Genomic DNA, 13742 nt, shown 5'->3' on the forward strand with positions numbered 1-13742 from the left:
TCGAAGCACTGTGGCGAGTTGCCGGTGACAAAATTTCCTCTTGAATGGGGTACTCCGTTTTCGTGCGTTGCTCCAGTACGTTCTTCAATTCAGCCGCGAGGCTCGAGGCACGATCCTCGAGGCTGCGATTGGATGCCGAAAGGCGCTATCGGTCGAATGCGTGCTATCCTTTGGTGTCCAATGACACCTCCGCGCTGAGTTGCTGTTCGGCGACCCGGAGAGGCCGGGTAAGATTGGCTTAGCGAATGTTGAGGACTCCTGCCGCCTGCCGCGAGATGCGCAGGCGGAAGCGCGCGCCGGCTCTCTGGGAATTCTGTTCACAATCGCGAGTTCCGCATCCAACGTCGACACTCGTAGACTGACGTGCAAGAATTGGCTGTCGCTTTCCATGGCCCGACGCCGAGCAGATCGACCATGCTGCCGTCATGATCGACCAGGATCCTGCCTGCTCGCGGTTTGTAAGTGGCATACAGCGAACGCAGCAACGTCGACTTGCCGATCCCAGAGGGGCCCTGCAGACAGACGCCTTCGCCTGATCGCACGTTAAGTGAGACGTCGTCGAGCACGTCGATTACTGCGCCGTCTTGGGTATGGAGCGTGAGCCTCTCTGAGAGGCTGCGAACGCTGACGAGGATAGTCATCATCAAGGGCCTTTTCTTAGACCTGCATCACGGATGAGACGAGTAGTTGCGTTTAGGAGTAATGGGGATCGTCGAACACATGGTCAGTGAGCCTCCTCCTCCATCATCCACCCGCACTGCATTACCATTAGGCGATCGGCGAGAAGACGCGCCACGCCGATATCATGCAGGTTATAAGCGCCTTCCGCCATGCACCTGGTCTCTATAAGACTGTTAAGAACGAGTAACGAGCGGTGCTCCGACTGACAAATAGGGACTTTTGAGTCGGTCATAGGAGAAACCTATGGGAGACTTCTCGGCGTTGGGACTGATCTGCTAAGCACGCCCTCACGCCGCAAACTGTTAGCCCTCAAGAGTTGCGTATTGCTCCCACAATAGCGAGCTAGTGACCCAACATCGGCTGCGGAACTTTTGGGGCAGCGATCACGCGTATGACAACTCCTCTCGACGATTTCGCGAAGAGGGTTGCGATGAAGGCCGTCCAGCAAAGAGAATACATTTTTAAGGCCGGGCCAGGTTTCGATATGTTACTTCGACAAAACTCGTCCTAAAGAAAACCCTGCCATTCTTAGACCATCGATAAACGGAGCGTGACTGCAGATTCTGTTTTGGTTGCGGTCCCCGGGCCAGGAGGATCCGGATCCTGGCTTCCTTGAATTCACCTGAAATCCTGTTTTCGCCCTTCGCTTGAGACAACATAGGTGAACACGGGCCCGGTCAATTCCAGGATTGCAAGTCGATGGTCATGAATCTCCGGCAGATGGAGATTTTCCGTGCTGTCATGAGAGAAGGCTCGATTACGGGAGCGGCGAAGGCGCTGAATATCTCGCAGCCGTCAATCAGCGAAATCATTCGCAATGCCGAGGCTCGTTGTGGTCTGCAATTTTTCGTGCGCGATAAAGGTCGATTGAGACCGACGCCAAATGCATCGCGTCTCATAGACGATATCGATGCGGTGTTTCATCAGGTTACGAAAGTCAATCGGGTCATCGAATCGCTTCGATCAGATCGCGATGTGACTCTTATTTTGGGATGCACCTATTCATTATCGCTATCGCTCGCGCCGAAAATAATCTCGTTTCTCCATTCGCTCGAGCCCAAGCTGAAGTTGCAAATTGTGGTGGAGCGCAGGGTGGAGAGCGCGAATAAAGTGAGTTCTGGATCGATTGATGCTGCCATTAGCTTTCTTGCAGAAAGCTATTCAAACGTGGAGATCATCACCCTAACAACGGCAGCAGCGCGCTTCATTTGCCCGAAGTCACATCCACTCGCCCAAAGAAAGTCCGTATCTGTGAGAGATTTGCGAAAGGAGCGCTTTGTCGGCTACTTTCCGTATCTTCAACTCCGCAAGCGAATCGATACCTTTTTTGGGGAGCATGGCTTTCCATTCAACCCGGCAATCGAAGTCGAGCAAATTGCGCAGGCTTGGCATCTGGTGAGATCGGGTGAGGGAGTTGCGATCGTCGATCCATTCTGTGATCTTCAAGTGTTTTTTCCGGAGATCGTTTCTGTTGGGCTGCGTGGCGCGCCTCTCATCCCCCTACAGCTCCTCGTCAAGAAAGGAAGAAATCTTACTCCGACATTGTCCTTGCTGGCCTCGAAATTCACAGAACTTGCCCAGGTGTCTTCCCGCGAAATGCCATAGGAGCATTGTCGAGTGGTAGGTACACACCAAGATCGAGGCGGTTGGCGGGGCGTTTATCCTCAGAGCTCGCGCGATCGCCGGCAATGACAACCGCAGGATCACCTGGCACCACATAGAAGATCGAAAAGACGATGAATCCAACGAGAGCGGGAACGGGAGCAGCTGAAACCAGTCGACGCACGATTTGAGCGATCAGATCAGTCTCCTCTTGTATGAAGCCTTGAGACTGTCGGCGATCTTCTCTGCCATCATCAGGACCGGTACGTTGATATTGGCGCAGGGGATCGTCGGCATCAGCGACGCGTCACAAACGATTAGTCCATTGACGCCGTATACGCGGCCATCGGAAGCGGTCACCGCCATTCGGTCGTCAGGTGATCCCATTCGAGCGGTTCCGCAGGGATGCCAGACACCGCCAACGTTATGCGTGAGGAATTCGTCCAGCGCGTGATCATCATTCAAGAGCTGAGCCAGTGATGGCGTATCCCCTTGGATGATGCGCGCCAGCTGTCGACGAACAAGATCGCTTCGATCGATCAAAGGCGCTGCAAAATCGGTGATCATGCGATTTCGCAGACTGGGAGCTAACAGCTTCTTTATTCGTGCCGAGAAAGTTGAGGGCACGGCAGCCCAGACGACGTTCGCAAGCCTTGGGTGCGTCACAGCTCTGGCGGACAGCCGAAATGCGTCGGCCAGACGGCGTAGATCTCGGACGTCCGAAAGCATCTTAAACTCAATCTGAGCCGGCGTTCGGCGGTCGGCGGACCGCAGCCGCACGTGGCCCGTGGAATACGACTTGTTGACCCATGAGAACAGGTTGGCAAGCTGACCGCCGACAGCATGCCAGCCTGCGCGGGCGACGATGCCGGTGTGCATGTCGCCGGCGGGAGTGCCGTCGAGAGCGGACGTCCATCGAAGCAGGCTTTGAATGTGGTAATTCTCGCCGGCCGGCAGACGCGCTTCCGGAGAGAGGAGCGCCGTAACACCGACTGAGGGATGTTCCATCAGGTTTCGACCGACGCCGGGCCGATCGACCGTGACTGTAAAGCCAAGATTGACCAGATCTGCCCCTGGACCAATCCCTGAACGCAAGAGGAGTGTCGGCGTTTGGAGCGCACCGGCACAGAGGATCGTCTCGTGAGCGCGTACGATCTGAAGGTTTCCGCCTTCATCCATAAATTCCGCTCCGGTCACCGCGCCATCCGAAGCGATGAGTCGCGTCGCAACCGTATTGCAGCGGATCTCAAGCTGCGGCCTTTGTCTCACTTCGTCGCGCAGATAGGTCGTTGCGGTCGTTGCGCGATAGCCGGAGCTATCAAGGTTGACGGCGGTCGGGTAGATGCCGTCCTGCCAGATGCCGTTCTGATCTTGTCTCCTCTGATATCCAAACGATGACAGAGCATCGTGGATCGCGCGGGTAAAGCCAGTGAAGCTTGCCGGATCGATATGAGTGATGGGCCAGGGTCCGTCGGTCCCATGCAGGGCACCATCGCTTGAATATATCGCCTCCGTTTCGAGTTTACGAAAATAGGGCAGGACGTCGTCCCAGCCCCATCCGCTGGCGCCGGCGTCCCGCCATTGATTGTAGTCGTCCGGTGATCCGCGGTTCGATCCGATGCCGTTGATCAGCGAACCGCCACCCAAGCCTCGAGCCTGTTCATAGGGAGTTTTTGGCCGGTTCGAGCGCCGAGCCTTTTCCGTAAGCCTAACCGTCAAACCTTCCCAGGTGAGATGTTTGTCGAAGTACGCGCGGGCCGGGTAGGGTGACCTAACGTGTGGAGGAAGTGTCTCCTCATCGAAGCTGGATCCAGCCTCGATGAGGAGAGTGCGAAGGCCGTGGACCTCGCTCAGCCGCGACGCGACGACGGCACCGGCGGAGCCGCCGCCAATGATCAGATAATCGTAAACGGGACCGGTTTGTGCCATGGTCTTACCGCACGAACGATCGGTCGGCCTTCGTCGCAATCATTTCTCGACGTTCCAGAACACCGGCATCGGCGTATTGAGGAAGCCCTCGAGGCTCTTCTTGAAGCGATCGGTGAAAAGGACTTGCCAAGAGGCACAACTGGAAGGATCTCTATTGAAAGTTCGTGGAGCGTGTTGATCGAGCTCTTGGCGGCCTGTGGCGTGCCAGTGGTCGCCCAGGCATCCTCCGACGCCGCGCCACCATCTCGTGCTGAAGCTCTTCGTCGAGCATCGGCTCTGGTCTCCGCAAAACCGCTAACGAGTAACGCGCGGTGCCCGTACTGACAAATAGGGACTTTTGGGTCGGTCATAGGGGAAGCCTATGGGGAAACTTCCTTGGGGTGGGATTGATCGGCGGATGGCCGCCGAAGATGCTTGCATCCAAAAACCGGGCCTTATGGACACCACTGGTCGGCGTCGTCCGAGCAGGGAGGCTGAGACAGCAGAACGAAGATGCGGACTGCAGTACAAGTGCCTCGCAGGCCTCAGGCAAGGCCATGGCAGCGGATGCCGCCATGAGAATCGAACTGAGGACGGCCGCCGGTTCCGCGGACCGCGAAAGGACGTTGAGCGCGACCTAAGTCGGTTATGCAAGCTCGTACCTCGGCGGTGTGCCCGGCGCGCGTTTTCGGGCGGGGCATCATTTTCAGAGCCGAAAGCCGCACGCTGCTGCTGCATCGATGCGGTCGAATTCTGTGATTTGCGCGCTGCGCCCCTGTCGGTCCCCGTGGGCATAAAGTCGTTTTGCGCGAGCAGTGCGAGCCGATCGCTTCCGGCTTACGCAACACGAAAGCAATTTATTGCGGGCGCGGGCCGCCTGGATCGGCGTAAAAGCCGTCGCGAGGATCGTGCGAGGCAAATGTGCAACCAGTCGAAGTCGAACTACGTCAAGATTCCACGGCGCTGGCGTTGACCTGGCCGGATTGCGGCACGCGCCTGCTCAGTGCGGAAACGCTGCGCCGCGCCAGCCGTGCGGCCAGCGAAATCCGCCGCCAGGTTGACGGCATCGAGCTCATGATTTCCCCGCAACTCCATGTCGCGGCCATCGAGCCGATCGGGAATTACGCATTGCGGCTGTCATTCTCTGATGGGCACAACCGAGGCATCTATCCTTGGTCCTATCTGCGTGAGCTCGCAGAACGGCAGCCAGCCTGAGGTCGCGAGATGGACGAGATTAATGACGGCCTGGCTGAAGTGGCCTGCGACGTTCTGGTGATCGGCGGCGGGACGGCGGGACCAATGGCGGCGTACAAGGCCAAGCGGAGGAATCCCGCGGCGCGCGTCGTCTTGCTGGAAAAGGCCAACGTCAAGCGCTCGGGTGCAATCGCAATGGGTATGGACGGCCTCAACAACGCGGTGGTTCCGGGCTACGCGACGCCCGAGCAATACACCAGGGAAATCACAATCGCCAACGACGGCATCTGCGACCAGGCGCCAGTCTACAAGTACGCCTCTTGCTGCTTCGATATCATCCAGGAGCTCGATCGTTTCGGCATCAAGTTCCAAAAGAACGAAAACGGCGAGTTTGACGTCAAGAAGGTGCATCACCTCGGCTCCTACGTGCTGCCGATGCCGAACGGCGATACCGTCAAAAAGGCGCTGTACCGGCAGTTGCGCCGCGAGAAGGCGCTGATCTCCAATCGCTATATGGCAACGCGTCTGCTGACGGGACGCGATGGCGAGATTGCTGGCGCGATCGCGGTCTCAACGCGTAGCGCCGAATTCCTCGTGCTGCGCGCAAAGACCGTAATTCTCTGCGCTGGCGCGGCGGGACGGTTGGGCCTGCCGCAGTCCGGCTATCTCTGGGGCACATACGAGAATGCCACCAATTCCGGCGACGGCTATGCGATGGCCTATCACGCCGGAGCGGGGCTCGCGAATCTCGAATGCTACCAGATTAATCCGCTGATCAAGGATTACAACGGACCCGCTTGCGCCTACGTAGCCGGCCCGTTCGGGGCTTACACGACCAATAGCGACGGCAACCGCTTCATCGAATGCGACTACTGGTCTGGCCAGATGATGCAGGAATTCTATGACGAGCTGCAATCGGGCAAGGGTCCCGTGTTCCTGAAGCTCAACCATCTGCATAGCGACACCATCGGCAAGATCGAGGGGATATTGCATCACGTCGAACGGCCGTCGCGCGGGCGTTTCCACGAAAATCGCGACACCGATTACCGCGAGCGCATGATCGAGATGCATATTTCCGAGATCGGTTTCTGCTCAGGCCACAGCGCATCCGGCGTCCATGTCGACGAGTTCGCGCGCACCACTGTGCCGGGCCTCTATGCTGCCGGCGATATGGCAAGTGTGCCGCACAACTATATGCTCGGCGCCTTTACCAATGGCGCGGTGGCCGGCGAGCACGCCGCCGAATTCGCGGCCAATGTCGATCTTCCCGACTATGACCCTGGCGATGTCGCGCGGGAGCGCGACCGTGTGCTGGCGCCGACGAAGCGGGAGGACGGCATTCCGCCGAACCAGCTCGAATACAAGACGCGACGCTTCGTGAACGACTATCTTCAGCCGCCAAAGGTCACGGCGAAGATGAGGCTCGGGCAGGCTCGATTTGCCGAAATCCGCGACGATATGGAAAATGCCATGGTGGCACGCGATGCGCACGAATTAATGCGCTCGCTGGAGGCCGCCTCGATTCTCGATTGCGCCGAGATGGCGGCGTTCGCCTCCCTGTTCCGCACCGAGAGCCGCTGGGGCCTCTACCACCACCGCGTCGACTATCCCGAGAAGAATGACGACGAATGGCTCTGCCACACCATCCTGCGCAAGCAGAACGGGTGCATGACCGCGGAGAAGCGAACGATCGCACCCTATATCGTCCCAATCGACGAATCCGAGCGTTCGGCTTACGACCGCCAGCGCATTCGCCAGCACGCGTAAAATATGGACTCCATATGCCGATTGCTCATACGCCTACAACCGTACCCGTCGTCGTCGATGAGGCCAAATGCATCGCCGACAAAGGCTGCACGGTTTGCGTCGACGTCTGTCCGCTCGATGTGCTCAGGATCAGCGATCTCACCGGAAAAGCCTACATGAAATATGACGAATGCTGGTACTGCATGCCCTGCGAGGCCGATTGTCCAACCGGTGCCGTGACTGTCAACATTCCCTATCTGTTGCGTTGACATGACCGCATTCGAGCCATTCGAGGCCTTTGGCGATCTCGATGAAATCGCGGAACGGCTGCAAAGCCCCGACCCATCGGTCCGCCGTCTTGCGGTAATCGAACTCGTGGAGACATCGACGGATGAAGCCGTGCCTCTGCTGGTGCGAGCGGCGAGTGACGTCGATGCGGCAGTCAGGCTGCAGGCCGCGCGCGCGTTGGGAGACTTCGATGGCGTTGACGTGGCCAAGGCGCTGACTGACGCTCTTGTCGATCCCGAAACTGGCGTCGCGCAGGCGGCTGCGGACAGTCTGGCGGAGCTCCGCGACCCCGGGACCAGCGTCATCCTGCTGCCATTGGTAACGCATCCGTCCAGCTTCGTACGGGCCGCGATCCTTCGCGCTTTGAAGGCGCTCCAGGTCAGCGCTTCACTCAAGCCGGCCATTGTCGCACTCAGTGACAATGAGCCTGCAGTGCGCGCGCAGGCGGTCGGAGTGGTCGGCTATCTCAAGCTGTTCGAAGCACTCCCGTCGCTGATCCATGCGAGCAAGGATGAGAACCCCGATGTCAGGCTTGCCGCGGTCGATGCGCTATCCTTTGCACGGAATGAGGCCGCTGCCCAGGCCGCCGCCGCCGCGCTTTCGGACCGGGAATGGCAGGTGAGGGCAGTCGCCGCGGAGACAATCGGGCGGATCGGTCAGGCCTCCGCAGCAATGACGCTTACCGGAGCGTTGGACGACGGCTATTGGCAGGTTCGTCAGAAGGCTCTGCAAAGCCTGGGCAAACTCCGGGTTCGGGGAGCGGTGGGAGCCATCATCCCCTTCCTCGAAGACGAGCTGCCCTCGCTCCGTAAGGATGCCGCCGCCGCGCTTGGTGAAATCGCGGTTCCCTTCGCGCGTGATGCGCTGATCGCACGCGTGCGCGACGCTGATCCAGACGTCAGGAAGACCGTGAGTTGGGCGCTCCAACAGATCGAGGCGCGTGCTAATCCTCGAACAGGATCCTCTTGAGCAAATCGAGCCGCTTGATACGGATGACGTTTCCCTGGATGCTGATCATGTGCTTGGTCTGAAAACGCTTCAACATCATCGTGACCCATTGACGCGTAGAGCCGACCATTGCGGCGATCTGGTCGTGCGTGACCTTGCGGTTGATCAGGACGGTGTTTCCATCCGCAACTCCGTAGAGTTCAGCGAGGTTCAAAAGATATTGCGCCAGCCGCTCGATCACGGAGCGCGTGCCCAGCATCTGCGCCATCGAGGAGTAGCACTTGCCCTTGGCGATCAGCCCGTCGATCATGGCCAGTGCGAAAGCAGGGATCTGCACAAGGAGCTTTTGCAATGTGAGGCGAGACAATGCGGCGATCTCGCAGTCCTCAACGGCCACGCCGGACCACATGTGCACACCGAAGCCTGAGATCTCTGGCCCTCCGATGAAATGTCCAGGCGTCCAATAGGCCAAAGTGATCTCCCGGCCGGAGGGGGCAGTGTAATAGACCCGAACCTGGCCGCGCCTGATGATGAAGATTCCGTCATGATGTTCGCCCTGGCTGAACACCATCTCTCCTTGTGGGACAGATACGCTTCGGCCGGCAGCGAGCACCTGCGTCGTTTCGATGGCCGACAAGCGATCGAGGAAATGGGCGCCAACGTTAAGCCCCTCAATGCTCTCGCTCAGGAAGAGGGCGGAGTCGGCTGCGGCGATGCGACGATCAGACGTTGCGGCAGCTCGATGACTGGTAGGCCAGCCAAGCTGGACTGTGGCGCCAGCGCGCGCGATCAGGTCCTGGGTTTCGGCTTCGGATGCGTCTTTAAGTACGGGCATTGCCATCGCTTCGCCTTGCGGTTCGCACCAAGCTAAGAGGCAGGCAAACCCAAAGTCCATCTCTTTGATTGACGTGGAATGCACTTAGCAAAGTGATGTCAAATGTGTATTGGTGAGCGAACGATTCATTTTCTCATAGCTGCGCAGTGAGAAAATATTTGGCGGTTCCCATTCGCGCATTGCGACAGAATTGAGATGGCGCGAACGGAGCAAGTCGCAACGCAAGTAATTGCTTCGGCGTGCACGACGTCGGCTCAATTGTTAGTGCCGGATTTGCTGGCGGTCATCTGCCCGCCATCAGCAATCGGAAGAGGGGGCCAATGATCTCGTTAAAACTTGTCACACTGACCGCCGCGGTCGCCCTGGTGGCGATTGGCGGCACGGGCATTTCGCATGCCGAAACCATTCGCGTTGCTGTCGGGACGCAGGATACGACGATCAATTGCGCAACCGGCGGCCTTCTGATCCGCCAGTTGAAGCTCTTGGAGCAATTCCTGCCACATGACGGGAAATACAAGGACGTCACCTACGACATCCAGTGGAAGAACTTTACGAGCGGTGCGCCGCTGACCAACGAAATGGTGGCCGGAAAGCTTGATTTTGGAGCGATGGCGGACTTCCCGGGCTCGCTGAACGGGGTGGCCTTCCGGAAAGCCGGCCGGCGCAGCCTCTTCATCGGCGTGTTGTCGGGCAGCACCGAAGGCAGCGGAAATGGCATCGTGGTGCCGTTAAATTCACCGGCAGAGTCGATCACGGATCTGAAGGGCAAGACGATCTCCGTTCCTTTCGCCTCAACGTCCCATGGAATGCTGCTCCGCGCTATCGAAGCTCAAGGATGGAATCCGGAAACCGACGTCAATATCATTACCCAGGCCCCCGAGGTCGCCGGGCCCGCCTTGCAGGCGAACAAGATCGAGGCGCATGCGGACTTTGTACCATTTGCGGAGCTGTTTCCGTGGCGTGGCTTTGCTCGCAAGATCTTTGACGGCTCGCAAGCGGGGGCGCCGACGTTTCACGGCGCTTTGGTGGATGACGACTATGCGCAAAAGTATCCGGAGATCGTCACCGCCTATTTGCGGGCCGCGCTCGAGGCGGACCGCTTGATCGCAGAAGAGCCCGAGAAATACAGCGAGTTGATCGAGAAAGTGACAGGCATCGAGGCCGAGGTCGTTTACCTCTTCCATGGGCCGCTCGGGTTGCAGACTCGTGACCTCACTTGGAAGCCGGAATACCGGCAAGCGGTTGCGACGTCGATCGAGACGTTGAAGCACCTCAAGCGCACCGATAGTGATATCGACGTCAACCAGTTCGTGACCGACAAACTCATCCGTGCCGCGTTTGCGCAATCCGGCCGCGACTATGAGACACAGCTCAAGGACTATGGCCAGCTTGCGCTCAAGGCGAAAGATGCGACAACGGGGGCCGATATCACAGATGTCAGCCGGGTGGCGCAGATCTGGGTCTGGGATGAGCCTCAGGTTCGTCACTACAGCTCGCCGGAAAGTGCCTTGAGGGCGGTGGCGGCGTTGGAGAAGGAGGGCAAGACGATCCGCGTGGTCTATGCCCAGGATCGCGAGAGCGGCATCAAGCTTTTCGCAAGCCAGGCCTGGTTCGTGCGCTCACCAGACGGAGGGCTCAGTGCGTTCCTGCTCAAGGATCGCGCCGAGAAGTGGTCGACGCAGCATGGCGGACAAGTGCTTGACTACGCCGGCGCGCGCGATGCAGTCATAGCGAGCAGGTAATGGTCTCAAAACTCGGCAAGGATCGGTTCGCGCTGCGTTGGCTGGTACGTGGTTTTTCGATCGCAGTCTGCATTGCGTTTTGGCAGCTCGCTTCCGTGCTGCACGTGAATCTCGGCATCGCCACCTTCCGCAACGTGCCGCCGCCGACGGAGGTTGTGCAGTCGGCAATCGCCCTCGCGAAGTCGCCAAAACTCCTCGCGCATATCACGAGTAGCCTGTGGCGGGTGTTCGCGGGCTATGGAGCCGCGGTGGTATTCGGAATAGCCCTTGGCTTTGCGATCGGCCGCTCGCGTGCCGCCGGCGATCTCTTGCTGCCGCCGCTCGAACTGCTAAGGCCGATTCCGGCGGTCGCGTGGATACCGTTGTCAATTCTGATCTTCCCATCGTCCGAACTTTCGATGATTTTCATCACCTTCATCGGCGCACTGTTTCCGATCATCCTGAACACGGTGCACGGCGTCGCCAATATCGACCGCAGGCTGATTGCCTCCGCACGCAGCCTCGGAGGCCGCCCCGCGGCGATCCTGTGGGAAATCATTCTGCCGGGCGCTGCGCCCAGCATCGTCACAGGCCTTGCCATCGGTATGGGTACCTCCTGGTTCTGCCTCGTCACGGCGGAGATGATCTCTGGCCAGTTCGGGATCGGCTATTACACGTGGGAGGCTTATACGCTGCAGAACTATGCCGATATCATGGTCGGTATGCTGGTCATCGGTCTGCTCGGCATGGGCAGCAGCTGGCTGTTGACGGCACTGGGACAATATTTGATGCCCTGGCGCCGTGCGGAGGTCGCGCGATGAACCTTCGGGTGTCGAATATTGCAGCGCACACCGGGACGGATCGACGTCAGCCACCTCTCCATCTCTCTTGGAGAGGGCAGGGATGCGTTTGAGGCGGTTCGCGATCTCGACTTCACGATCGCCCCGGCTGAGCTGGTCTGCATGCTCGGTCCGTCCGGTTGCGGCAAATCGACCTTGCTCGGCGCGCTGGCTGGGCATTTGCAGGTAACACGAGGCCAGGTGATGGTGGACGATGAGGCGATCCTGGGTCCGAGCCCGGATCGAGGGATCGTCTTTCAGCAGCACACGCTGTTTCCCTGGAAACGGGTCCGCGACAACGTCGCCTTCGGGCTGAAGATGCGCGGTGTCGGTAAGGCTGAGCGGCGCCGTGCCGCGGACGACATCCTCAGACTGGTCGGCCTGGAGGGTTTCGAAGGCTTCTATCCATCGCGGCTCTCCGGTGGCATGCAGCAGCGGGTCGAGATCGCGCGGGTTCTCATCAATCAGCCGCGGGTTCTGTTGATGGACGAGCCGTTCGGCGCGCTCGATGCCCAAACACGCAGCCTGATGCAGGAGGTGCTGCTCGACATCTGGACCAAGATTCCGACGACGACGGTGTTCGTCACTCACGATATTGAGGAAGCGCTGTTCCTGGCCGATCGGATCATCGTCATGAGCGCGAGACCGGGACGGGTGATCGACGACATTCGCCTGCCATTTGGGCGGCCGCGGCAGAGCGAGCTCGTCACCGAGAGCGAGTTCGTGCGTCTGAAGCGACACGTGCTCGAGCTCCTGCGGCGCTCGGACAACACTGCATCGCTGCCCCGTCTAAGCCCGCTCGGAATGGCTGGCTAGAGCATTTTCCACATGATGTGGATCGTCTGGTGTATCCAGCATGCCTAAAGTAGTTGGCACACATCTGCGGCGCAAACGACTTGACGAGTTTGCCGATGAGTTTGAGCAGGGCTTGGACCGTGCGGGTGGCGCCTTTGCGCAGCGCAGCTTTCAACCGGGAGAAGGCCTGTTCGATTGGATTGAGGTCGGGCGAGTAGGCCGGCAGATAACGCACGCGGGCGCCGACAGCCTCGATCGCCTCGCGGACACCGGCGATCTTGTGAGTGCGCAAGTTGTCCATGAAGACGATGTCGCCCTTGCGCAAGGTCGGCGCCAGGACTTGCTCGACATAAGCCAGGAACGAGGGCCCATCCATTGCACCGTCGATGACATAGGGCGCCGTGAGGCCATCGATGCGCAGCGCGGCGACAAGCGTCAGCGTCTTCCAGTGACCATGGGGCACGCCAGAGACGAGGCGCTCACCGCGAGGAGAGCGCCCATAGTGCCGGACCATCTTCGTCGTGACCGCAGTCTCGTCGATAAAGATGAGGCGCGGTGCACGCAGCTTGGGCTGCTCGGCTTTCAGCGCGGCACGCTCGGCAGCGACGTCAGGTCGATCCTGCTCGGCGGCGTGCAGTGTTTTTTTTGAAGGTGATGCTGTGACGGTCGAAGAAACGCCAGATCGAACCGATGCCGGCCTTTTGCTTTCTCTGAGAGCGCAGACGCGCGCGGATCTCCTCGAGCGTCAGGTCCGGCTCCGCGGCGATCAGCTCGATCAGCCACTGCTTGTGCTGCTCCAACGGCGAGCGGCTGTGCCCGGTGCCGGGCTTGGCCTCAACGTTTCCGGTCTTCCTCCAACGATCCATCCATCGGATCGTAGTCGAAGCGCCGAGATTGAGAATGCGCGCAGCCTCACGTGCGCTTTCGCCGGACTCAACAAGCTCAACCGCACGCACCCTGAGGTCCTTGGAGTATCCCTTCGCCATCGCATGCCCCGCATGTTGTCGCGGGCAACACCGAATCTGATTTGCGTGCCCGTGGGAATCCCCTTTGACTGTTCCGATTCACCTCAACTGGAAACCGCTCTAGCTCGCCTCAGGACGGGAAAGCACAGGATCCGGCGCGGACGAACTCGGCGATGATCGCAGAAAACGTTACGGTCAATCCAACAACCAGAAGTCCTGT

General features: G+C 59.2%; 12 protein-coding genes and 1 pseudogene. 8 read left to right on the plus strand and 5 right to left on the minus strand.

The genetic code is table 11. The features are described 5' to 3' along the window. Positions 1-317: 317 nt before the first annotated feature. Positions 318-644, minus strand: a complete 327-nt coding sequence (locus ACVWZM_RS21775; protein WP_456856734.1) for an ATP-binding cassette domain-containing protein — start codon at positions 642-644, stop codon at positions 318-320. A gap of 736 nt (positions 645-1380) precedes the next feature. Here ACVWZM_RS21775 and ACVWZM_RS21780 point away from each other — a divergent pair. Continuing rightward, positions 1381-2286 (plus strand): LysR family transcriptional regulator, encoded by a 906-nt coding sequence (locus ACVWZM_RS21780; protein WP_456854691.1) that lies wholly within the window; start codon positions 1381-1383, stop codon positions 2284-2286. Here ACVWZM_RS21780 and ACVWZM_RS21785 read toward each other — a convergent pair. Together ACVWZM_RS21785 and ACVWZM_RS21790 are read right to left on the minus strand one after the other, a co-directional pair. Then, complete coding sequence (locus tag ACVWZM_RS21785; protein ID WP_407166108.1) at positions 2246-2467, minus strand: hypothetical protein; 222 nt, start codon at positions 2465-2467, stop codon at positions 2246-2248. The genes ACVWZM_RS21780 and ACVWZM_RS21785 overlap by 41 nt on opposite strands. 11 nt (positions 2468-2478) lie before the next feature. Then, the gene (locus ACVWZM_RS21790; protein WP_456854693.1) at positions 2479-4212 is read right to left on the minus strand and encodes a GMC family oxidoreductase; all 1734 of its coding nucleotides are present in this window, start codon (positions 4210-4212) and stop codon (positions 2479-2481) included. Between the two features lie 900 nt (positions 4213-5112). On the opposite strand from ACVWZM_RS21790, the gene ACVWZM_RS21795 reads away from it, so the two are divergent. The 4 genes from ACVWZM_RS21795 to ACVWZM_RS21810 are packed head-to-tail and all read left to right on the plus strand — an operon-like array spanning position 5113 to position 8388. After that, entirely contained in the window at positions 5113-5406 is a 294-nt protein-coding gene (locus ACVWZM_RS21795) for a gamma-butyrobetaine hydroxylase-like domain-containing protein (protein ID WP_456854694.1), read from the plus strand. A gap of 9 nt (positions 5407-5415) precedes the next feature. Continuing rightward, positions 5416-7152 carry a fumarate reductase/succinate dehydrogenase flavoprotein subunit gene (locus ACVWZM_RS21800; protein WP_456854695.1) on the plus strand — a complete coding sequence of 579 codons (1737 nt, stop codon included), beginning with the start codon at positions 5416-5418 and terminating at the stop codon, positions 7150-7152. A gap of 14 nt (positions 7153-7166) precedes the next feature. Continuing rightward, entirely contained in the window at positions 7167-7400 is a 234-nt protein-coding gene (locus ACVWZM_RS21805) for a 4Fe-4S dicluster domain-containing protein (RefSeq protein WP_057838199.1), read from the plus strand. Position 7401: 1 nt separating this feature from the next. Further along, positions 7402-8388 (plus strand): HEAT repeat domain-containing protein, encoded by a 987-nt coding sequence (locus ACVWZM_RS21810; RefSeq protein ID WP_456854697.1) that lies wholly within the window; start codon positions 7402-7404, stop codon positions 8386-8388. Here the strand turns inward: ACVWZM_RS21810 and ACVWZM_RS21815 are convergent. Then, entirely contained in the window at positions 8363-9208 is an 846-nt protein-coding gene (locus tag ACVWZM_RS21815) for a Crp/Fnr family transcriptional regulator (RefSeq protein WP_456854698.1), read from the minus strand. The two genes, ACVWZM_RS21810 and ACVWZM_RS21815, sit on opposite strands and share 26 nt — an antisense overlap. 314 nt (positions 9209-9522) lie before the next feature. Here ACVWZM_RS21815 and ACVWZM_RS21820 point away from each other — a divergent pair, with 314 nt between their 5' ends. From ACVWZM_RS21820 to ACVWZM_RS21830, 3 genes are read left to right on the plus strand one after another with little or no spacing between them, the layout of a single operon-like run. Then, a complete protein-coding gene (locus tag ACVWZM_RS21820; RefSeq protein WP_456854700.1) occupies positions 9523-10944 on the plus strand; it encodes an ABC transporter substrate-binding protein in 1422 nt (473 codons plus the stop codon). After that, entirely contained in the window at positions 10944-11744 is an 801-nt protein-coding gene (locus tag ACVWZM_RS21825) for an ABC transporter permease (protein ID WP_456854702.1), read from the plus strand. Before ACVWZM_RS21820 ends, ACVWZM_RS21825 begins: the two co-directional genes overlap by 1 nt. Positions 11745-11759: 15 nt before the next feature. Further along, positions 11760-12578, plus strand: coding sequence for an ABC transporter ATP-binding protein (locus tag ACVWZM_RS21830; RefSeq protein WP_456856735.1), 819 nt, complete (start codon positions 11760-11762; stop codon positions 12576-12578). Positions 12579-12609: 31 nt separating this feature from the next. Here ACVWZM_RS21830 and ACVWZM_RS21835 read toward each other — a convergent pair. Further along, positions 12610-13543, minus strand: a pseudogene (locus ACVWZM_RS21835) (IS630 family transposase); the annotation flags it as partial. Positions 13544-13742 lie beyond the last annotated feature (199 nt).

It is taken from the genome of Bradyrhizobium sp. USDA 4501 (assembly GCF_054062115.1).

Coding starts and splice junctions, on each gene's coding strand:
- ACVWZM_RS21775 (WP_456856734.1), bottom strand. CDS start 644: ATGATGACTATCCTCGTCAGCGTTCGCAGCCTCTCAGAGAGGCTCACG.
- ACVWZM_RS21780 (WP_456854691.1), top strand. CDS start 1,381: ATGGTCATGAATCTCCGGCAGATGGAGATTTTCCGTGCTGTCATGAGA.
- ACVWZM_RS21790 (WP_456854693.1), bottom strand. CDS start 4,212: ATGGCACAAACCGGTCCCGTTTACGATTATCTGATCATTGGCGGCGGC.
- ACVWZM_RS21800 (WP_456854695.1), top strand. CDS start 5,416: ATGGACGAGATTAATGACGGCCTGGCTGAAGTGGCCTGCGACGTTCTG.
- ACVWZM_RS21805 (WP_057838199.1), top strand. CDS start 7,167: ATGCCGATTGCTCATACGCCTACAACCGTACCCGTCGTCGTCGATGAG.
- ACVWZM_RS21810 (WP_456854697.1), top strand. CDS start 7,402: ATGACCGCATTCGAGCCATTCGAGGCCTTTGGCGATCTCGATGAAATC.
- ACVWZM_RS21815 (WP_456854698.1), bottom strand. CDS start 9,208: ATGGCAATGCCCGTACTTAAAGACGCATCCGAAGCCGAAACCCAGGAC.
- ACVWZM_RS21820 (WP_456854700.1), top strand. CDS start 9,523: ATGATCTCGTTAAAACTTGTCACACTGACCGCCGCGGTCGCCCTGGTG.
- ACVWZM_RS21825 (WP_456854702.1), top strand. CDS start 10,944: ATGGTCTCAAAACTCGGCAAGGATCGGTTCGCGCTGCGTTGGCTGGTA.